General features: G+C 65.4%; 26 protein-coding genes. 5 read left to right on the forward strand and 21 right to left on the reverse strand.

Annotated features, from left to right (window positions below; all coding sequences use genetic code 11):
• On the reverse strand, nt 1-761 hold a 761-nt coding region (locus tag PVW46_RS27130), incomplete at its 3' end, for an aminotransferase class III-fold pyridoxal phosphate-dependent enzyme (protein WP_274578256.1).
• 227 nt (nt 762-988) lie between these two features.
• On the opposite strand from PVW46_RS27130, the gene PVW46_RS27135 reads away from it, so the two are divergent.
• Nucleotides 989-1177, forward strand: a complete 189-nt coding sequence (locus tag PVW46_RS27135; protein WP_069210587.1) for a hypothetical protein — start codon at nt 989-991, stop codon at nt 1175-1177.
• Between the two features lie 81 nt (nt 1178-1258).
• Here the strand turns inward: PVW46_RS27135 and rpmE are convergent, their stop codons facing one another.
• From rpmE to PVW46_RS27230, 19 genes are all read right to left on the reverse strand, one after another.
• Nucleotides 1259-1480 carry a 50S ribosomal protein L31 gene (rpmE, locus tag PVW46_RS27140; RefSeq protein WP_043140792.1) on the reverse strand — a complete coding sequence of 74 codons (222 nt, stop codon included), beginning with the start codon at nt 1478-1480 and terminating at the stop codon, nt 1259-1261.
• A gap of 12 nt (nt 1481-1492) precedes the next feature.
• Nucleotides 1493-1888 (reverse strand): 50S ribosomal protein L19, encoded by a 396-nt coding sequence (rplS, locus tag PVW46_RS27145; protein ID WP_043140793.1) that lies wholly within the window; start codon nt 1886-1888, stop codon nt 1493-1495.
• 228 nt (nt 1889-2116) lie between these two features.
• Nucleotides 2117-3037 (reverse strand): Hint domain-containing protein, encoded by a 921-nt coding sequence (locus tag PVW46_RS27150; protein ID WP_069210588.1) that lies wholly within the window; start codon nt 3035-3037, stop codon nt 2117-2119.
• 474 nt (nt 3038-3511) lie between these two features.
• A complete protein-coding gene (locus PVW46_RS27155) occupies nt 3512-3847 on the reverse strand; it encodes a hypothetical protein (protein WP_069210589.1) in 336 nt (111 codons plus the stop codon).
• 61 nt (nt 3848-3908) lie between these two features.
• Nucleotides 3909-4382, reverse strand: a complete 474-nt coding sequence (locus PVW46_RS27160) for a GNAT family N-acetyltransferase (protein WP_274578258.1) — start codon at nt 4380-4382, stop codon at nt 3909-3911.
• On the reverse strand, nt 4366-5169 hold the full coding sequence (gene trmD / locus PVW46_RS27165) for a tRNA (guanosine(37)-N1)-methyltransferase TrmD (protein ID WP_043140800.1): 804 nt from the start codon (nt 5167-5169) through the stop codon (nt 4366-4368). Before trmD ends, PVW46_RS27160 begins: the two co-directional genes overlap by 17 nt.
• 71 nt (nt 5170-5240) lie before the next feature.
• A complete protein-coding gene (locus PVW46_RS27170) occupies nt 5241-6332 on the reverse strand; it encodes a hypothetical protein (protein WP_069210591.1) in 1092 nt (363 codons plus the stop codon).
• 285 nt (nt 6333-6617) lie between these two features.
• The gene (rimM, locus tag PVW46_RS27175) at nt 6618-7124 is read right to left on the reverse strand and encodes a ribosome maturation factor RimM (RefSeq protein ID WP_043140804.1); all 507 of its coding nucleotides are present in this window, start codon (nt 7122-7124) and stop codon (nt 6618-6620) included.
• Nucleotides 7121-7264, reverse strand: coding sequence for a hypothetical protein (locus PVW46_RS27180; RefSeq protein ID WP_167648211.1), 144 nt, complete (start codon nt 7262-7264; stop codon nt 7121-7123). Before PVW46_RS27180 ends, rimM begins: the two co-directional genes overlap by 4 nt.
• A 51-nt stretch (nt 7265-7315) precedes the next feature.
• The gene (gene rpsP / locus PVW46_RS27185; RefSeq protein ID WP_043140807.1) at nt 7316-7678 is read right to left on the reverse strand and encodes a 30S ribosomal protein S16; all 363 of its coding nucleotides are present in this window, start codon (nt 7676-7678) and stop codon (nt 7316-7318) included.
• 44 nt (nt 7679-7722) lie between these two features.
• Nucleotides 7723-8019, reverse strand: a complete 297-nt coding sequence (locus tag PVW46_RS27190; RefSeq protein ID WP_043140810.1) for a chorismate mutase — start codon at nt 8017-8019, stop codon at nt 7723-7725.
• Between the two features lie 36 nt (nt 8020-8055).
• Nucleotides 8056-8658 carry a GNAT family N-acetyltransferase gene (locus tag PVW46_RS27195; RefSeq protein ID WP_069210592.1) on the reverse strand — a complete coding sequence of 201 codons (603 nt, stop codon included), beginning with the start codon at nt 8656-8658 and terminating at the stop codon, nt 8056-8058.
• Nucleotides 8658-9227, reverse strand: a complete 570-nt coding sequence (locus tag PVW46_RS27200; RefSeq protein WP_069210593.1) for a GNAT family N-acetyltransferase — start codon at nt 9225-9227, stop codon at nt 8658-8660. The genes PVW46_RS27195 and PVW46_RS27200 overlap by 1 nt, the downstream gene beginning before the upstream one ends.
• On the reverse strand, nt 9224-9730 hold the full coding sequence (locus tag PVW46_RS27205; RefSeq protein ID WP_069210594.1) for a GNAT family N-acetyltransferase: 507 nt from the start codon (nt 9728-9730) through the stop codon (nt 9224-9226). The genes PVW46_RS27200 and PVW46_RS27205 overlap by 4 nt, the downstream gene beginning before the upstream one ends.
• Entirely contained in the window at nt 9727-10254 is a 528-nt protein-coding gene (locus PVW46_RS27210) for a GNAT family N-acetyltransferase (protein ID WP_043140820.1), read from the reverse strand. The genes PVW46_RS27205 and PVW46_RS27210 overlap by 4 nt, the downstream gene beginning before the upstream one ends.
• Nucleotides 10251-10784, reverse strand: coding sequence for a GNAT family N-acetyltransferase (locus PVW46_RS27215; protein ID WP_074621877.1), 534 nt, complete (start codon nt 10782-10784; stop codon nt 10251-10253). Before PVW46_RS27215 ends, PVW46_RS27210 begins: the two co-directional genes overlap by 4 nt.
• A 100-nt stretch (nt 10785-10884) precedes the next feature.
• Complete coding sequence (gene ffh, locus PVW46_RS27220) at nt 10885-12387, reverse strand: signal recognition particle protein (RefSeq protein ID WP_069209541.1); 1503 nt, start codon at nt 12385-12387, stop codon at nt 10885-10887.
• 221 nt (nt 12388-12608) lie between these two features.
• The gene (locus PVW46_RS27225) at nt 12609-13085 is read right to left on the reverse strand and encodes a hypothetical protein (RefSeq protein ID WP_043140827.1); all 477 of its coding nucleotides are present in this window, start codon (nt 13083-13085) and stop codon (nt 12609-12611) included.
• A 73-nt stretch (nt 13086-13158) separates the two neighbouring features.
• Nucleotides 13159-13740, reverse strand: a complete 582-nt coding sequence (locus PVW46_RS27230) for an FMN-dependent NADH-azoreductase (protein WP_069209540.1) — start codon at nt 13738-13740, stop codon at nt 13159-13161.
• 126 nt (nt 13741-13866) lie between these two features.
• Between PVW46_RS27230 and PVW46_RS27235 the strand changes: the two genes are divergently transcribed.
• Nucleotides 13867-14748, forward strand: a complete 882-nt coding sequence (locus tag PVW46_RS27235; RefSeq protein ID WP_043140834.1) for a LysR family transcriptional regulator — start codon at nt 13867-13869, stop codon at nt 14746-14748.
• Nucleotides 14745-15650 carry a DMT family transporter gene (locus tag PVW46_RS27240; protein WP_069209539.1) on the forward strand — a complete coding sequence of 302 codons (906 nt, stop codon included), beginning with the start codon at nt 14745-14747 and terminating at the stop codon, nt 15648-15650. The genes PVW46_RS27235 and PVW46_RS27240 overlap by 4 nt, the downstream gene beginning before the upstream one ends.
• A 21-nt stretch (nt 15651-15671) precedes the next feature.
• Here the strand turns inward: PVW46_RS27240 and PVW46_RS27245 are convergent, their stop codons facing one another.
• A complete protein-coding gene (locus PVW46_RS27245) occupies nt 15672-16013 on the reverse strand; it encodes an ArsR/SmtB family transcription factor (RefSeq protein ID WP_069209545.1) in 342 nt (113 codons plus the stop codon).
• A gap of 289 nt (nt 16014-16302) precedes the next feature.
• Here PVW46_RS27245 and PVW46_RS27250 point away from each other — a divergent pair, with 289 nt between their 5' ends.
• The gene (locus PVW46_RS27250; RefSeq protein WP_209037683.1) at nt 16303-16749 is read left to right on the forward strand and encodes an AtpZ/AtpI family protein; all 447 of its coding nucleotides are present in this window, start codon (nt 16303-16305) and stop codon (nt 16747-16749) included.
• Complete coding sequence (locus tag PVW46_RS27255; RefSeq protein WP_043140837.1) at nt 16739-17497, forward strand: F0F1 ATP synthase subunit A; 759 nt, start codon at nt 16739-16741, stop codon at nt 17495-17497. Before PVW46_RS27250 ends, PVW46_RS27255 begins: the two co-directional genes overlap by 11 nt.
• Nucleotides 17498-17553: the final 56 nt, after the last annotated feature.

Below are 17553 nucleotides of genomic sequence, written 5' to 3' on the forward strand. Positions count from 1 at the left end.
AGGATGCCGTGCCGGTCGCAGATCTCGCGCATCAGCGGCATGAAGGTCGCATCCGGTACGATCACGCCCCCGGCGCCCTGGATCGGTTCCATGATGAAAGCCGCGATGGTGTTCGCGCCCTGGAACTGGATCTCGTCCTCCATCGCCTGCGCGATCAGTTGGGCCAGTTTCGCCGGGTCCGTCTCGTTGAACGGGTTGCGATAGGGGTAGGGAGAGGGCAGGTGGAAACAGCCGGGCAGGAGCGGTTCATAGTTGATGCGGAAGCGGTTGTTGCCGTTCACGCTCGCGCCGCCGAAATGGGTGCCGTGATAGCCCTTTTTCAGGCTGAGGAACTTGGTGCGCGTCGCTTCGCCCCGCAGGCGGTGGTACTGCCGCGCCAGCCGCAGGCAGGTTTCCACCGAGTCCGAGCCGCCCGAAGTGAAGAACACCCGTTCCATGCCGTCAGGGGCAAAGAACTCCTGCACCGCGTAGGCCGCTTCGATGGCCGGCGGGTTCGAGGTGCCGGCGAAGGCCGAGTAATAGGGCAGGTCGAACAGTTGGTCCGCGATGGCCTGTTTCACCCGGTCGTTGGAATAGCCAAGGTTCACGCACCACAGGCCGCCCACCGCGTCCACGGCAGAGTGCCCGTCGATGTCGGTGATGCTGCTGCCCTCGGCGCCCTTGATGATCTTGGGCGGGTTGGCCTGTGCGTCGCCCGGGGCGCCCATCGGGTGCCAGAGTTGGCGGGCGTTGTTTTCCTTGAGAAAGTTCTCGTCCTTCATGGCGGCGACTCCGGCTGCGGGTTTTGATCAAATTGGCAGGGGCGCGAAGGGCTGTCCAGTGGGGCGACGCGCCTTCGGTACGGTGAATGCCACGGGCGCTCGGCCCGAGATGCGCAAGAACCTGCCGGGTCCGGGTGAGGGAAATCAGACTGACGCGCCGCAACCGGCCCGCGTAGCTTTGACCGGCGGGGTGTTCCAGGCCCCGAATTTTGATTGAGGAGATTACAATGCGTATCGCTTTGCTTTCGATGACAACCCTTGTTGCCCTGGCCAATGTCGCCGTGGCGGACACCCCGCCCTGCATGCCCAAGGTCAGCCCGGGACAGGTGAAATGGACAACCTGTGTGCCGGATGAATTGCATGCCCCCAGCGGCCCCAAGACCGTGTCCGGGATGGGGCTGAGCGTCAAGAAATGACCGCTCGAACGGCCGTTCGCGGTCTGCCAAACGAAAAACGCCGCCCCGAGGGGCGGCGTCCTGTTTCGAAAGGCGGAAGGCTCAGAAGCCGAGGCCTTCGTATTTCTTCTTGAACTTCGACACGCGGCCGCCCTGGTCGAGCATACGGCCCGTACCGCCGGTCCAGGCCGGGTGCACGGTGGGGTCGATGTCGAGAACGAGCGTGTCGCCCTCTTTGCCCCAGGTCGAACGGGTCTGATACTCGGTCCCGTCGGTCATCTTGACGGTGATCAGGTGATAATCGGGGTGCAGGTTCTTTTTCATATCGCGGGCTCCTTACGCGTCAGCGCCAGCGCTCTTGCCTTTGAGCGGCTTGTAGGTGGTGTCCTCTGCGATACGGGCCGACTTGCCGCGGCGCGAGCGCAGGTAGTACATCTTGGCGCGGCGGACGCGGCCACGACGGACGACTTCGATGCTCTCGATGTTGGTCGAGTACAGCGGGAACACACGTTCCACGCCTTCACCGAAAGAGATCTTGCGAACGGTGAACGAACCCGCGATGCCCTTGCCGTTCTTGCGGCTGATGCAGACGCCTTCGTAGTTCTGCACACGGGTGCGGGTGCCTTCGGTCACCTTGTAGCCGACGCGCACGGTGTCGCCGGGCTTGAAATCGGGAATGCTCTTCCCGAGCGAGGCAATCTGTTCTGCCTCGAGCTGTGCGATCAGATCCATCTGACCTTCTCCTATGTTCGTCGCGGTTTTCCCGCGGAGATGTCTGGGCAGTGCTTTCCCCCTGTCGGGAAAAAGATGACCAGCTGTTCTTTGTTCGGGTGCCACCCGTTTCCGGACAACAAAACCAATCGGCGCCGAGTCGCCCCGGCACCGAAAGATGCGTGTCCTTACCTGCGCGCCGGAGCTAAATCAAGGACCAAGACCCACGGCCCGCAAGCTGCGTCGCGATCAGGCGCTTTGCGCGAAATCCGCGTGCTGCGGGGCATCGTCGTCCAGCCGTGCGCGGAGGCTGTCGGGCAGGAAACGGCGGCTGGAAATCCGGGGCAGGGCCATCTCGTGGATGAGCCGGTCTGCGCCGTTCAGGTCGAGGTATTCCTGGTAGTTGGCAAAGGCGCCACGCCCGGCGTAATCGACATAGGTTTCTGCCGGGGCGCCTTCCGCCAGCAGCGCCTCATGGGTCTCGGTCTCGACATGGTAGACGGTAACGGTCTGGGGCATCTGCGCCGGGTCGGCCCAGGTGATCCCGCGCCCGTTCACCAGGACAGAGGCGTTGACGACATGCCCGTCCAGAACCATTCCGTGATCGCCGGTCACGATCAGGTCGCGCAGCGGTAGCCCAGCACCCAGCGCGCCGGCACGGATCACGATCAGGTGGCCGTCGACGGGACGCACCGCCTGGTGGCCGACCCAACGTACCCGGGTGGTGCCGCCATCGGCGCGCAGGATCTCCTGGCCCGCTGTCAGCGTTTCGACGGCGGCTTCGCCCCGGGCGGTCGCGATCCGGGTGCCTGCCGCAAAACAGTTGATCGTGCTGGCGGATGTGGTGGGCGAAGAAATGGGCTGCGTGACGGCGCTGCCGTTCAGCGCCGACAGGTCGTCGATGCTGGAATCGAAGGGGATGTAGAAATCCCGGCCGTCCTGGAAGATGGCGTATTCGTTGCCATTGATCGTGATGGTAAAGCTGCTGAAGGACAGCGTGCTGCTGCCCCACTGAAGGTAGTCGAAGCCAAGGTTGACCTGGCCATCAGTGTTGCCGTCCACCACGGTCGTGTTCGAGGTGTAGAAAACGTAGTTCCCGGAGGGCGTCAGGGTCGAACCGCTGTCCGAGCCTCGGAAATACAGCATGTCCGTCGCTTGGAAGTTTGGCATTTGGGATCACTCCTTTTTGGTACAATCTTTTCGGCGCGCAGGCCTGTCTGATCCGTTCGACAGGGCGTCCGCAGCGGGCGCCACATGTCGTTGCAAAGCGCGCGAACCGGGGGCTCGCGCGGTGGATGGTCTGATGTGCCGACGTTCTGTCAGGGGATGGGGTGGTAGGGCACGCGCGGGCGTGCTGTGGGCCGTCCGGGTCGTTCAGGGCCGACGCGCAGAGCGCGTCAGTGGCCCGGTTGCAGCACCGTCAGGGACACATGTCTCATGTGTGGGGAGCGCATTGTGCGCTGTCTGGGGCTGGCAGTGCGGCCCGGAAAATCCGGACCGGACGGTCTGGGGCAGAAAACGCCTCCGCAATGGTCAAAGATGGACATGGTTATCCCGAAACAATAAAGTTTTCAGCAAGATAGCCAGAAGACCCCGAAAGTGAATGCCGAATTGACGTGCCGTGGCGTCAAGGGTGTGAGGGGGTCATCGTGTCGAACATTGCGCCAGCGTTGTGCCGTTCATGGTCTGCGCGTTCAGGTTCGCGGTCAGGACCACCGTCACAAAGGGATTGCCCTGGGCATAGGACAGCGTGTCGGCACATTCGCCCAGCCCGTTGTCGGCCTCGATGGTGATGACGGTATCGCCGTGGTGCTGGTGGGACAGCGAGACCTCGAGCATCTCCGGGTCCTCGTCGAAGTCGGGGGTGATGACCCGAAATCCGGCGATTTCGGGCCCCTGGAACCGCCATTCCACGGTGTGTTCCCAGGCCAGGGCCGGCATGGCCAAAAGGCAAAGGGAAAGGGCGGGGACAAGGCGCATGACGGTTCTCCAAGGCTGGTCCGGGGTAGGCTGGCACGCGCCATCCGGCCTGTAAAGCCGGTCAGAGCGCCAGCTTGAAACCGGTGTGGCTGCCGGTGAAGCCGAGGCTTTCGTAGAAGTGATGCGCCTCGGGCCGGGCCGTGTCCGAGGTCAGCTGGACAAGGGTGCACCCGCGGGAACGACAGGTCTCGATGGCCCAGTCGAACATCTGCCGGCCAAGCCCCTCGCCCCGCGCCGCGCGGGCGATGCGCACGGATTCGATCTGGCCCCGCCAGGCGCCCATGCGGGACAGGCCGGGCAGGAACGTGATCTGCAGGCAGCCAAGGATTTCCTGGTCTCGGACCGCTACGGCAAGCAACTGGTTCGGGTCCGCGTCGATCCCGGCGAAGGCAGAGATATAGGCCTGGTTCAGTGGCAGAGAGGCGTCCTCGCGCGCCGCGCCAAGGTCATCATCGGCCAGCAGGGCGACGATGGCGGGCAGGTCCTCGGCGGTGGCGCGGCGAAAGCGGATCACCGGGTCAGTCCTCCGTGCCAAGATGCGCCTGCCAGAGATCCGGGCGGCGTTCCTGTGTCAGCTTCTCGGATTCCGCGCGGCGCCAGGTCTCGACCGCGCCGTGATTGCCGGACAGCAGAACCGGCGGGATTGCCCGGCCCTGCCATTCGGCGGGGCGGGTGTATTGCGGATGTTCCAACAGTCCGTCGGAAAAGCTTTCTTCCTCGGCGGACTCGGCATTGCCCAGGACGCCGGGCAAGAGGCGTACAATGGCATCCAGCATGACCTGCGCGGCGATTTCTCCGCCGGTCAGAACGTAGTCACCGATGGACACCTCGGCGATGTTGAAATGGTCGATCACGCGCTGGTCCAGACCCTCGAAGCGGCCGCAGATCAAGGTGATCCCGGGCCGCGTGGCAAGATCGCGCGCCATGCCCTGCGTGAATGGCCGTCCGCGTGGCGACAGGTAGACCAGCGGCGCCCCGGCGTGCTGGGTGGCACGCGCGGTCTCGATCGCCGCGCCCATGACATCGGGGCGCAGCACCATGCCAGCCCCACCGCCAGCGGGCGTGTCATCGACGTTGCGGTGCTTGCCCTCGCCGAAGGCGCGCAGAGGCACGGTATTCAACTGCCAGAGCCCGTCCTTCAGCGCCTTGCCGGTCAGGGACAGGCCAAGCGTCCCCGGAAAGGCCTCGGGGAAAAGGGTGATGACCTGAGCGCGCCAGGCGCGGGCCAGTTCTGCCTCCGGGTCCATCAGCTCGCGGGGCTTGAGCGTGGGGCGGATCGTCTTGCGCCCGTGGGACCGGGCCGGGGGGGACTTGTCTGTCATGGGTAAGGGCGTCCTGCTTTGACGCGCCCTTTAGCCCGAGCCGGGGGCAGGGGGCAAGGATGTGCCCGATCTCAGAGATAGTCGGCCCGGTTCGGCGCGGCGACGAGCCGTCCCAGGGCGATGTCCCAGGCCGGGCGTGGGCGGGCCTCGCGGCCTTCGTGCAGGACAAGGATGCACTGCGGGTCCGGCCAGCGCGGTTCGCGGTTCAGCACCGCCAGCCCGTCCAGTTCCCTCGCCAGGGCTGCGGCGCTGTCGCTGTGCGGCGCATAGGCCAGTTCCTGGCTGCGGTAGATCCCGGCGTTGCAGTTGTCGATGATCCGGCGCACCTGGCCCAGAAAGCCGAGGTCGCCGTCGATCTCGGCATTCTGCAACTGGGACTCATCGGTCAGGCGGGCCAGGTAGGCGGCAACCGTCGCGCGATCGCAGTCAGGCTGGGTCACGCACCACAGCGCCGCGCTGCGCTGGGCGGGGTCTGCTGGGTCGTGCTCCAGAACGATGCGATGCCACAGGTCCCTGTCCACCGTACCAAGGCTTTGCAGCGCTTCGGTCAGGGTGCCGGGCTGCGGGCTGGCGGCGAACATCAGGCGGGTGGCCTGAAAGGCGGCAAAGGCCCGGTCGTAGGCGGCGCGCGCCTCGGTGATCCTTTCGATCTCTTCGCGCAGGCTCAGCACCACGTCGGGGCGTTGGAACATCTGTGCGATGCGGCCGGCCTCGCCCGGATCCGCTCTCAGCAGGCGTTCCAGCTGGGTCAGTGCAATCGTCATGTCGCGCGGCAGTTCTGCAAGGTCCGTGACCTTCCAACTGTCCAGGATGCGTCCCAGAATGCGCGCGATGGCGGTTTCCCGGGTCGGCGGGGCCTCGGGTTCGGCGCGCAGGTCCACGGCGGCGGCCAGGGCATCGGCCAGTGCAAGGCGCTGATCCGCGGTCGAGGGCAGGGTGTCGTCGCGTCTGCGCAGAGAGGCGCGCCGCAAAAGGACGGGGCCGGCCGGGCGCGGGCGCGCCTTGCGTCCGCGTAACGAGGTCATGAGTGCATAGAGGCTGCCTATCCCGCCGATGGCCAGACCGATCGGCACGCCAATGGCAGAAGCCGGCAACAGCGTGGCCAGAAAGGCCGGGCCGATGGCCACACCTGCCAGTGCCAGTCGATACACGAATGCGTCCACGGTAGCCCCTCAAATCCACGTCGAATGCGGCTAAAATTGGCCGAAAATTGCGGCTTGATCGTGGCGCGAAACGGCCCAAATTCCCGGCCCGCGTTTCGCAGGTGGTGACATTGCGGGCTGTTCTGTGTGGTTGTTTTCGGGGTGCGTGAAATCCCTCAGGGCGCGGCCGGGATGCGGCAAAAGTCCGGATCGAAACGGGACCAAAACGAGTCACGGGCAGGGGTTGCCGTGGCGCGTGCGGGATCAACTATGGCGCGATTTGCGCAACCGGCGCAGGCCGGGCACTCAGTCGAACAAGCCCTCGGGAGGGTCTGCCACGATCCGGCCTGCGGTCAGGTCGACGGTGGGCACCGCCGCCAGCGTGAAGGGCAGGAGCACGGTGCTGGACTTGCCGGGAACCTGGAGTTCCAGGAGGTCGGTCGCGCCGTGGTTCTGGACCGCGCGGACTTTGCCCAGTTCAACACCGCCGGCGTCGAAGACCGGCAGGCCGATCAGGTCGGCGTGGTAGTATTCGTCGTCGGGAAGATTGGGCAACCGGTCACGCGGGGCGTAAAGGCGCGTGCCCTTGAGCGCATCTGCCTCTTCCTTCGTCCGAACCCCGGACAGGTGGGCGGCAAAGCCGTTCTTGATTTCGCGGGTGATCTCGATGTCGAAGAGGCGCGCGCCGTCCTCGGTGCTCAGCGGCGAATAGTCGGCCACCGCAAGCGGATCGGATGTGAAACTCTTGAGGCGCACCTCACCGTGGACGCCAAAGGCGCCCGCGATCGCGCCAACGCAGATCGTGTCAGTCATTGGGATATTCCGAAACAGACGCCATCACGGGCCTCGCCTCCCTTGTCCTCACAGCGATCATGCCATGTCAATTCGGAATAGAGAAACCCGGCGGTGAAGGCGATCACCAACAGGAAGAAACTGCGCAACAGGCGAAACATGGGGAAAGGGACGGGACGGCGGGGCTGGCCCGCCGTCCCGCTGTACGGATCTTATTCCGCGTCGGCGCCAGCCGCTGCGGCGGCCTTTTCGGCCTTCTCTTCGGCGCGTTCCTGGGCTTTCTTGCCCGGGGTGCCCTTCTTGGGATTGTTGCGCTCTTTCTTCTCGATCACGCCAGCGGCTTCGAGGAAGCGCGACACGCGGTCGGTGGCCTGTGCGCCTTCGCCCAGCCAGTACTGGATGCGCTCGACGTCCATCTTGACGCGCTCTTCGCTGTCCTTGGGCAGGAGCGGGTTGTAGGTGCCCAGCTTCTCGATGAAGCGACCGTCGCGCGGCATGCGCGAGTCGGCGGCCACGATGCGGTAGAAGGGACGCTTTTTCGAGCCGCCGCGGGCGAGACGAATCTTGACTGCCATTTGTTTTCTCCTTTGTCGAATGGCTGAAGACGGAGAGTGCCGTCTTACGTCTGGTGTTGCTTGTGGTGCTGGATGACTTCCTGAATAACGAAGTTCAGGAATTTCTTGGCGAATTCCGGGTCGAGGTCGGCCTGGGTCGCAAGATCCTGGAGCCGCGCGATCTGTTTTTCCTCACGCGCGGGGTCGGATGGGGGAAGCTCGTGCTGCGCCTTGAGGACGCCCACGGCCTGGGTGTGCTTGAACCGTTCGGCCAGGGTGAAGACAAGGATCGCGTCGAGCCGGTCGATGCTTTCGCGATGCTCCTTCAACAGTTCCGCGGCGCGGATGACGGGATCGGTCATTGTGCGGTCCTTTCGGGCGAAACGGGGCGGGCGATGTCAGTCAACGGCCCAGCCTTTCGGTTTGAACAACGGGTCCTGGTAATGTGCGATTTCCATCGCGACCCCATGACCGACCTGGCCGCGCAGTTCGTCGAGCGAGGGATGGCGGTAGACCGCATCGCTGCCGTCGATCGAGGGCGCGGTTGCGTCCTTCTTGCAGCCGAGGCGTTCGGCCAGGCGGATCGAGTCCAGGTTCTTGGGGTCGATGTAGCTGACGGCGCTTTCCCACCCAAGATCATGGTAGAAATGCCGCCGCACCCGGTCGGTCGCCTCCAGCGCATAGCCCTTGCCGGCCTGGTCCGGCCAGATGATCCAGGCGATCTCGCGCTCGGGCCATTTCGCGGGGAACCAGCCACCGGCCATGCCCACGGTTTCGCCGGTTTCGCGCAGGTGGATCATCCACATGCCGAAACCGCGGATTTCCCAATGGCCGATCTCGGCGGCGTAGAGCATCCAGGTTTCGTAGGCATTCAGCGGCCCGCCCATGAAACGCGACCGATACGAGGCAAAGGTGGCCTTGAAATCGGGGTAATCATGGGGCTCCGGCCCACGCAGGATCAGCCGCCTGGTTTCCAGGACGGGGATGTCGCGATGACCCATCAGGCGGCCTCCTTGTAGTGGCGGAAGACAAGGGTGCCATCGGTCAGCGCGGCCTCTGCCTCGGCGTCGCGTCGGGCGCCAAGCCGGGTCATCAGGCCGATGCTGCGGTCGTTCCCGGGGGCGACATAGGACACGATGCTGTCCCATTTCAACGCCTCGAAGGCATGGGCGCGCACGGCCTCGACCGCCTCGGTGGCATAGCCCTGCCCTTCGGCCTCGGCGGTCAGGAAGATGCCAAGCTCGGGCTCGGGGTCTTCGTATTCGTAGCCGATCAGCGCAAAGCCCGCCGAGGGCGTGGTGCTGGCGTCGATGGTCCAGAGCCCGAAGCCGTGCAGCAGCCAGCAGGCGCAGTAATTGGTGAAATCCGCCCAGGCGCCCTCGCGGGTCATCGGGCCGCCCATGTGGACCGCGCGCTCGGAACAGAGGATCTTCGCGTAGGCGTCGAAATCGTAGATCCGCGGGCCGCGCAACTGCAGGCGCCGGGTGTCGAGCACCGGCAGCCGGCCACCCAACCGGGCGGCGACGCGGGCGCCGGGTCCCGGGATATGACGTTCGCAGGGCGCGGTCATGCCTGCCCCCCGGTGTGGCGCCAGACCTGGGCGGCATGACCCAGCAGGTCCGTATCCCGTTCAAAATGCGCGCCCAGCCGTTCTGCAACCCTGCGTGAGGGCGCGTTGTCGGGATGGATGTAGGAGATCAGCGGGCCAAGACCGCGTTCCGTGCCGGCCCAGTCCCGGATGCGGGCCGCTGCCTCGGTGGCAAAGCCCTGTCCCTCGAACCCGTCGAAGATGTGCCAGCCCAGTTCGGGCTCGTCCCACATGACATGATTGACGATGCCCACGCGTCCGACCTTTTGCCCGTCGTGCAGAACCATGAAAAAGCCGTAGCCGCGCAGTGCCCAGTGGCCGAAACCGGACAGGAAACCGCGCCACTGGTCGAATTCATCGGTCACCGGCCCGCCGACAAAACGCGCGCGGTCCGAGGCCATGAAGGCGGAAATGACAGGATAGTCCTCTTCCAGCGGCGTGCGCAGGGTGAGGCGATCGCTGGTCAGGGTGATCTGAGGGATCATGCCAGCGCCTCCGGACCGGGGTGGCGCCAGAGTTCGTCTTCGCCCATGTTCTCGTTGTGATAGGTGCGCTCGTAGGCGGCACCAAGGCGGCGCGCCAGCGCCTTGGACCTGTCGTTGCCGGGAACGATGTTCGAGGTGAGCGTGGTGAACCCCAGGTCGTCATAGGCCCAGCGGCGGGCGCGTTCCGCGGCCTCGCGCGCGATGCCCTTGCCTTCGAACCCGTCGAAAACGACCCAGCCCAGTTCCGGTTCCGGCCAGGATTCCGGGAACCAGATGCCGGAGATGCCGGCGGCCTCGCCGGTGTCCTTCACCTCGATCACGAAGTAGCCAAAGCCATGCCAGTGCCAGTGGCCGACGTTCATGGTGAACCAGCGCCAGGCGTCGCCCCGTTGCGGGATGTGGCCAAAACCGTCGGCGCGCACCGGATCCTGCAGGAAGGCGATGACCGCCTCGGCGTCGCGTTTTTCGGGGCCGCGCAGGATCAGGCGGTCGGTTTCCAGGCGGGGGGCATTGGTGAGGCTCATGCGTAGGCCTCCGGGCTGCCGTCCGCGTCGGGGCTGTGGCGATAGACCAGCGTTTCCTGCGCCGTCTCGCCCTCGGGCAGTTGCGCGTCGGGGTCGTGTACCGCGCCCAGCCGTTCGGCCAGGGCACGGGATCGGGTGTTGTCGGGGTGGATGTAGCTGACCAGCGTGGACCAGCCCTGCGCCCAGGCCCAGTGCAACGCGGCGGTGGCGGCCTCGGTGGCATAGCCCTTGCCCTCGAAGCCTTCGAAGAAGATCCAGCCGATTTCGCGCTCGGGGAATATCGGGGGGCGGGTGATCGCCACCTGGCCGATGACCCGGCCATCCTTGAGGTCGACACCCCAGCCGCCGTGCCCCAGAAGATCCCAACTGCCGACCTCCGACGCGAAGCCGAGCCATTGGTGCGTCAGGCTTTTCGGGCGCCAGACATAGGCGGCCCGGTCGCTCTGGTGAAAGTCCCAGAACGGGGTCATGTCGCTTTCGACATGGGGGCGCAGCGTCAGGCGCGGGGTATGCAGCGTGGGGGCGGGCATGGGCGAGTCAACGTGATCGGCGGTTCCTGTGGCGAGGGCGGATGCCTCCGGCGGGAGGTATTTTCAGCCCAAAGAAACGCCGTGTCGGTCTGTCCTTTCGTTACTTCTTCTTGCCGAAACCGGAGAGGCCGGGGGGCAGGGCGCCGCCGCCGAGGCCGGGCATGCCGCCCTTGGCTCCCATCTGCTTGGCCGCGGCCTCCAGCGCCTTGGGATCCATGCCCTGCGCCATTTCCGGGGGAAGGCCTCCCTTGCCGCCGAACATGCCGCGCATCGCCTGTTTCAGCATGCCGCCTTTGCCCATCTTGCCCATCTTCTTCATCATGTCGGACATCTGGCGCTGCATTTTCAGCAGCTTGTTGAGATCGGCGACCTCCATGCCCGCGCCCGCCGCGATGCGTTTCTTGCGGCTGGCCTGCAGGATCTGCGGGTTGGCGCGTTCCTTTTTCGTCATCGAGTTGATGAGCGCGATCTGCTGGCGCAGCATCTTGTCGTCGATGCCCGCGCCGTCCATCTGCTTGGCCATCTTGCCCATGCCGGGCATCATGGACATCATGCCCTCCATGCCGCCCATCTTGATCATCTGGTCGAGCTGCATCTTGAGGTCGTTCATGTTGAACTGACCTTTCTGGAAGCGCTTCATCATGCGCTCGGCCTGTTCGGCCTCGAGCGTCTGTTGCGCCTTTTCCACCAGCGCGACGATGTCGCCCATGCCCAGGATGCGGCCCGCGACGCGGTCCGGCTCGAAGGTTTCGAGCGCGTCCATCTTTTCGCCAAGGCCGACGAACTTGATCGGCTTGCCGGTCACGGCGCGCATCGAGAGCGCCGCACCACCACGGCCGTCGCCGTCCATCCGGGTCAGCACGACGCCGGTGATGCCGATGCGGCTGTCGAAATTCTCGGCGGTGTGCACAGCGTCCTGGCCGGTCAGGCCGTCGACGACAAGGATGGTCTCGCGCGGGTTGGCGACGTCGCGCACCGCCTCGACCTGGGCCATCAGCTCTTCGTCGATGGAAAGGCGCCCGGCGGTGTCCAGCATGTAGACATCGTAGCCGCCGAGGCCCGCCTGGGTCTTGGCGCGTTTGGCAATCGCCACCGGGTCCTCGCCCTTGACGATGGGCAGGGTGTCTACGCCGATCTGCTGACCGAGGATGGCCAGCTGTTCCATCGCCGCCGGGCGGTTGACGTCGAGCGAGGCCATCAGGACCTTCTTGCCGTCGCGTTCCTTGAGCCGCTTGGCGAGTTTCGCGGTGGTCGTCGTCTTGCCGCCGCCCTGCAGGCCGACCATCAGGATTGGCGCGGGCGGGCTGTCGATGCGCAGCTTGCCCGGGTCGCCATCTTCGCCGGCCAGGACGGCAATCAGCTCGTCATGGACGATCTTGACGACCTGCTGACCGGGGGTGACGGACTTGGTGACGGCGGCGCCGGTGGCCTTCTTCTCGACGGCCTTGATGAACTGGCGCGCCACGGGCAGCGAAACGTCGGCCTCGAGCAGGGCCACGCGGACCTCGCGCAGCGCGGTGCGGACGTCATCTTCGGACAGGGCGCCCTGCTTGGTCAGACGGTCGAAGACGCCGCCGAGGCGTTCGGAGAGATTTTCGAACATGGGGCGCAGGGCCTCCTTTTCCTTCGTATTGCGCCACTCAAGGTAAGGGCGCGCGGCGTGCATCACAATCGGATGGGTCAAAGCGCGAGAGCCCCCGTGGGCGCAACGCGCTGACGGAGGGCGATCCCGGGCATAGCCCATGGGACCGGAAGGCCACAGGCTTCCGGAGGTTGGGTGCATATAGAGAGGAGGTTGGCTGCGAGTCAAGGCCCGCGGCCTTGTCAGTCCTCGACCCCGAGCCAGGCGTTGATGGCGCGCGCCATGCGGCCCTTGCGCCATCCGCCGGAGCTGTAGCCGCCGGTCAGCGAATGGGGGCCGGCCTGTTCGTCCCCTGACACCTGCAGGACCAGCTTGTAGAGGCGGTTGCCGGATGTGCGTCGGCGCAGGACCTGCGCCCGGGTGATGGAGGCCAGCGGCAGGGTAAGGTCGCGCCTGCCGAAAAGTCTGGCAAAACGGATTGTGGCCGTGCCCGTTTCGCGATCAAGGAGGATATGCGTGCGGCGGGACAGCAGCCAGACGCCCAGCCCGATCATGCCCAGGCCCACGGCCACAAAGATGCCGCCTTGTGCCTCTCCGGCCCCCAGGGCGGCGACGCCGAGCGCCGTGAAGAGCACGCCGAAGACGGACAGAAGAAACCCGGCCAGCCAGCTCCGAATGCTGGCCTCGAACCGGGTTTCGCTGTTCTGGATGACGCCCATGCCTTCAGGTTAGGCCGGTCGGCGCATCGGGTCAAATCCGGGCAGCCCCGTGGGGGCCGCCCGGATGGTTGGATCAGGCGGCCAGATGCGCCAGGTCGTCCGCCGCGCGGGCCTTCGACGCTTCGGCGTCGATCATCTGGCGGTCCGACCGCACCACCTGGATGTCGGTGATGCCGATGAAGCCCAGGACGTGACGCAGCCAGGGGGTGGCAAAGTCGATCGGGCCGTCGACCTCGGTGCCGCCCGAGGCGACGGTGATGATGGCGCGCTTGCCCTTCATCAGGCCCTCGGGGCCTTCTTCGGTGTAGCGGAAGGCGATGCCGGCGCGGGCAATCTGGTCGAACCAGGCCTTGAAGCCGGAGGGCACGCCGAAGTTGTAGATCGGCAGCGCGATCACCAGCGTGTCGGCGGCGCGCAGTTCCTCGATCAGTGCGTCGGACAGGGCCAGGCGGGCGCGCTGATCAGGGGTGCGCTCGGCCTCGGGGGTGCCGTTGGCCTCGAGCCAACGAGTGTCGATCTGGGGCACGGTCTCTGCCAGGTCGCGCGAAACGACGGTGGCGGGGTTCAGGCGCGAGACCACCTCGTCGGCAAGCTGGCGGCTGACGGAATCGGTGCCACGGGCAGAGGCGTCGATGCGGAGAACGGTGTTGGTCATCAGTCGGGTCCTTTCCAGGAATGATGCATTCGATGGACCACAACTTGATCATTGCATTTCTGAACGCAATATCTCATCAAGCGCAAATGGTGTGCGCATATGCGCAGGTGGCCAAGCGAGGGGCAGATGGACAACTGGGATGAGATCCGCACGGCCTACCAGGTCGCCCGGCTGGGAACGGTCAGCGGCGCCGCAGAGGTGCTGGGCGTGCACCACGCGACGGTGATCCGCCATATCGACGCGCTGGAGGGGCGGCTGGGTGTCAAGCTGTTCCAGCGACATGCGCGTGGCTATACGGCGACCGAGGCGGGCCATGACCTGATGCGCGTGGCGCAGACCACCGACGACCAGTTGCAGCAGCTGGAGGGCCGGATAAAGGGGCGCGGCAACGAGGTGGCGGGTGACCTTCTGGTCACGTCCCTGGTGGCCTTCGCACCGCTACTGGTCCCGGCTCTGACCAGTTTCCGCGCGCAATACCCGGACGTGATCGTGCGTTTTCTGACCGACGACCGGGTGTTCCGGCTGGAATACGGTGAGGCGCATGTGGCGCTGCGCGCCGGTCCTGCCCCGCAGGAACCGGACAACGTGGTGCAGAGCTTTGCCCGCCAGGACATCGCCCTTTATGCGCATCGCGACTACATCACGAAGCACGGGATGCCCGAGGGCGAAGACGACCTTAAGGATCATTTCTTCGTCTCCCACGACGATCCCGAAAGCCGCGCGCCTTTTGCGCGCTGGCTGCGCGGGCATGTGCCGGCGGACCACGTCGTCTTTCGCAGTACCGATTCCCGGGTGCTGGAGGCCGCGGTGGCCGAGGGTGCGGGGATCGGCTTCATGGGCGCGCGGGAGGCCGCGTTGCGCCCGGAGCTGGTGCAGGTCATGCCCCCGCGCGAGGACTGGGCCTCGCCGCTCTGGCTGGTGACCCATGTGGATCTGCACCGGACCGCCAAGGTCCAGGCCTTCCTGTCGCATCTCAAGGCCTTCGCCGGCGAAGGTTCGGCCCGATGAGCGAGGCAGGGCGCGGGCACCTGGCCATGCTGGGCTTTGCCATGCTGGTTTCGGGATCTTTTTCGCTGGGTGCGATGGCGGCCCCCTTCATCGAACCCGAGGTGCTGAACGCGGTGCGTTTCCTGCTGGCGGGGGCGGTGCTCTGGGGCTGGGCGCTGGCGACGGGCAAGGTGACACGGGCGGTCTTTGATGCGCCCTGGCGGTACTTTGTCCTAGCCGGACTCTTCGTCATCTATTTCGTCACCATGTTCGAGGGGCTCAAGACGGCGGCCCCGGTCAGCATGGCGGCGGTCTTTACCCTGAACCCGGCGCTGACGGCTGTCTTTGGCTACATTGTCGTGCGCCAGGTCACCACGGCCCGCATGGCGCTGGCCATCGTCGTGGGCGGGGTCGGCGCGCTCTGGGTGATCTTCGATGCCGACCCGGCGGCCTTGATGCGATTCGAGGTCGGGCGCGGCGAGGCGATCTATTTCTGGGGCTGCGTGGCGCATGCCCTCTACGCGCCGATGCTGCGCAAGCTGAGCCGCGGGGAATCCGGCATCGCCTTCAACGCGGGTATCCTGACAGCCGGGTCGGTGATCCTGTGCATCTGGGCGGGGCCGGGCCTGGTGGCGATGGACTGGGCCGCATTGCCGATGATCGTCTGGTGGACGATCCTCTACGTCGCGCTGGCGGCGACGGGCGTGACCTTCCTGATCCTGCGCTACGCGACCCTGCGGCTGCCGGCAGCCAAGGTCATGGCCTACACCTACATCGTGCCGTCCTGCGTGATCCTGTGGGAGCTGGTGCTGGGGCGGGGCGTGCCGACGGCGATGGTCCTGCCGGGTGTCGCGCTGACTGCCTTGTCGCTGCTCCTGTTGCTCAAGGACGAAGAGAAGCCCGAGGAAGTGACCGCGGCCTGAGATGCCCCGGCTGTGGCGGCCTCAGGGCTTGTCCTCGGGCACGGGGGCCAGTTCCTGTTCCAGGAAGCGTTCAAAGCCGTCGAGGTCGAACTGGTCGAACTGCCCGAAGGCCTGCATCCAGATGCTGGCCTCGCGCAGGGCGTCCGGTTCCAGCTTGCACCATTTGACCCGTCCCCGTTTTTCCTGGCTGATCAGACCGGCACGGGTCAGGATGACGAGGTGCTTGGAAATCGCGGCCAGCGACATCTCGAACGGGTGAGCGACATCGGTCACCGCCATGTCGTCCTCCAGCAGCATCGACAGGATGCGGCGGCGCGTCGGATCGGCGAGCGCGGCAAAGACGGTGTCGAGCCGGTCGCTCATCTTGTCCCGGCGCGGAAAGCGGTGGCCGCGGGCGGCTGTCGGCGGCAATGGAAGGGGCGGGCGAACATGGGGCGATCCTGAGCGGTTTAGGCCGGTTTGGGCGGGTCCCGTGGAAAACTCAACCGCTAAGTTGAATTTGCAATTGCAGCATGGTTGGCGCCCAAACGGGCTGCGGCGGAATGACCTCTGCCTTGGCGCCTCTGAAATAGTCATTTAATTACAGCATCTTGGGGTTCCCATATTCGGCTCGCCATGCGTGTTGACTCGATGCGCCCCCCAGCTTAGCACCATGCCAACCCTGACCGGAGCCATCTGCACCGTGAGCGACCCTGACCCCAAGCGAAAGCTGGATGACCTGGACGCCAAGCTGAACGCCTACAAGGCGGGACGCAAAGTGGAGAAGGCCCATCAGGAAGAACACTACTCGCAGGCCAATATCGCCTGGCGGATGGTGACGGAAATGGTTGCCGGTCTGGGGATCGGATTCGGGATCGGATACGGGCTCGACGTTCTCTTGGGCACCAAGCCGTTGCTGATGGTGGTGTTTGCATTGCTGGGCATCGCCGCGGGCATCAACGTGATGCTGCGGACGGCGAAAGAGGTCCAGGCGAAACAGGGTTCCGGACCGCAGTCCGGAACGGGCCCTGAGCGGGCCAAGGCGGACCGCCCCGACGGGGGCACGAACGACAACGCCCGGTTGACCGGCGCGGATGAGGGGAAAAGAGATGGCGACTGAAAGCGCAGAAACGGCAGACGGCGGCCTGGTGTTCCACCCGATGGACCAGTTCATCGTCAAGCCGCTGTTCGGCCACGGTGAAGTGGGCATGTTCACCATCACCAACGTGACGCTCTGGCTGTTCCTGGCCATCGTCGCCGTTGTCCTGATGATGGTTCTGGGCACCTCCAAGCGCGCCATCGTGCCGTCGCGGTCGCAGTCGGTGGCCGAACTGGCCTACGGTTTCGTCTACAAGATGGTCGAGGACGTGACCGGCAAGGACGGGCTGAAGTACTTCCCCTACATCATGACCCTGTTCATGTTCATCGTCTTCGCCAACTTCCTTGGCCTGATCCCGATGAGCTTCACCACGACCTCGCATTTCGCCGTCACCGTGGTTCTGGCGCTCTCGGTCTTCCTGACCGTGACCGTGCTGGGCTTCGTCAAGAATGGCGCCGGTTTCCTGAGCCTCTTCTGGGTTTCCAGCGCACCCTTGGCGCTGCGCCCGGTCCTGGCCCTGATCGAACTGATCTCGTACTTCGTGCGTCCGGTCAGCCATTCCATTCGTCTTGCGGGCAACGTCATGGCGGGCCACGCCGTGATCAAGGTCTTCGCGGGGTTTGCCGCAATCGCCGCCATCTCGCCGATCTCGGTGCTGGCGATTACCGCGATGTACGGGCTGGAGATCTTGGTGGCCTTCATCCAGGCCTACGTCTTCACGATCCTGACCTGCGTCTATCTCAAGGACGCACTGCATCCGCATCACTAAGGCAGATGGGTCGGACGACCCATCCTACCGCACAGAACACCTCGATACAGAAACTT

This window comes from Mameliella sp. AT18, assembly GCF_028807275.1.
GTDB classification, from domain to species: Bacteria; Pseudomonadota; Alphaproteobacteria; order Rhodobacterales; family Rhodobacteraceae; genus Antarctobacter; species Antarctobacter albus.

Excerpts from the sequence above, each read along its gene's own strand:
- PVW46_RS27135 (WP_069210587.1), top strand. The coding sequence starts at position 989 with ATGCGTATCGCTTTGCTTTCGATGACAACCCTTGTTGCCCTGGCCAAT.
- rpmE (WP_043140792.1), bottom strand. The coding sequence starts at position 1,480 with ATGAAAAAGAACCTGCACCCCGATTATCACCTGATCACCGTCAAGATG.
- rplS (WP_043140793.1), bottom strand. The coding sequence starts at position 1,888 with ATGGATCTGATCGCACAGCTCGAGGCAGAACAGATTGCCTCGCTCGGG.
- PVW46_RS27150 (WP_069210588.1), bottom strand. The coding sequence starts at position 3,037 with ATGCCAAACTTCCAAGCGACGGACATGCTGTATTTCCGAGGCTCGGAC.
- PVW46_RS27155 (WP_069210589.1), bottom strand. The coding sequence starts at position 3,847 with ATGCGCCTTGTCCCCGCCCTTTCCCTTTGCCTTTTGGCCATGCCGGCC.
- trmD (WP_043140800.1), bottom strand. The coding sequence starts at position 5,169 with ATGACAGACAAGTCCCCCCCGGCCCGGTCCCACGGGCGCAAGACGATC.
- rimM (WP_043140804.1), bottom strand. The coding sequence starts at position 7,124 with ATGACTGACACGATCTGCGTTGGCGCGATCGCGGGCGCCTTTGGCGTC.
- PVW46_RS27180 (WP_167648211.1), bottom strand. The coding sequence starts at position 7,264 with ATGTTTCGCCTGTTGCGCAGTTTCTTCCTGTTGGTGATCGCCTTCACC.
- rpsP (WP_043140807.1), bottom strand. The coding sequence starts at position 7,678 with ATGGCAGTCAAGATTCGTCTCGCCCGCGGCGGCTCGAAAAAGCGTCCC.
- PVW46_RS27190 (WP_043140810.1), bottom strand. The coding sequence starts at position 8,019 with ATGACCGATCCCGTCATCCGCGCCGCGGAACTGTTGAAGGAGCATCGC.
- PVW46_RS27195 (WP_069210592.1), bottom strand. The coding sequence starts at position 8,658 with ATGGGTCATCGCGACATCCCCGTCCTGGAAACCAGGCGGCTGATCCTG.
- PVW46_RS27200 (WP_069210593.1), bottom strand. The coding sequence starts at position 9,227 with ATGACCGCGCCCTGCGAACGTCATATCCCGGGACCCGGCGCCCGCGTC.
- PVW46_RS27205 (WP_069210594.1), bottom strand. The coding sequence starts at position 9,730 with ATGATCCCTCAGATCACCCTGACCAGCGATCGCCTCACCCTGCGCACG.
- PVW46_RS27210 (WP_043140820.1), bottom strand. The coding sequence starts at position 10,254 with ATGAGCCTCACCAATGCCCCCCGCCTGGAAACCGACCGCCTGATCCTG.
- PVW46_RS27215 (WP_074621877.1), bottom strand. The coding sequence starts at position 10,784 with ATGCCCGCCCCCACGCTGCATACCCCGCGCCTGACGCTGCGCCCCCAT.
- ffh (WP_069209541.1), bottom strand. The coding sequence starts at position 12,387 with ATGTTCGAAAATCTCTCCGAACGCCTCGGCGGCGTCTTCGACCGTCTG.
- PVW46_RS27225 (WP_043140827.1), bottom strand. The coding sequence starts at position 13,085 with ATGGGCGTCATCCAGAACAGCGAAACCCGGTTCGAGGCCAGCATTCGG.
- PVW46_RS27230 (WP_069209540.1), bottom strand. The coding sequence starts at position 13,740 with ATGACCAACACCGTTCTCCGCATCGACGCCTCTGCCCGTGGCACCGAT.
- PVW46_RS27235 (WP_043140834.1), top strand. The coding sequence starts at position 13,867 with ATGGACAACTGGGATGAGATCCGCACGGCCTACCAGGTCGCCCGGCTG.
- PVW46_RS27240 (WP_069209539.1), top strand. The coding sequence starts at position 14,745 with ATGAGCGAGGCAGGGCGCGGGCACCTGGCCATGCTGGGCTTTGCCATG.
- PVW46_RS27245 (WP_069209545.1), bottom strand. The coding sequence starts at position 16,013 with ATGAGCGACCGGCTCGACACCGTCTTTGCCGCGCTCGCCGATCCGACG.
- PVW46_RS27250 (WP_209037683.1), top strand. The coding sequence starts at position 16,303 with ATGCCAACCCTGACCGGAGCCATCTGCACCGTGAGCGACCCTGACCCC.
- PVW46_RS27255 (WP_043140837.1), top strand. The coding sequence starts at position 16,739 with ATGGCGACTGAAAGCGCAGAAACGGCAGACGGCGGCCTGGTGTTCCAC.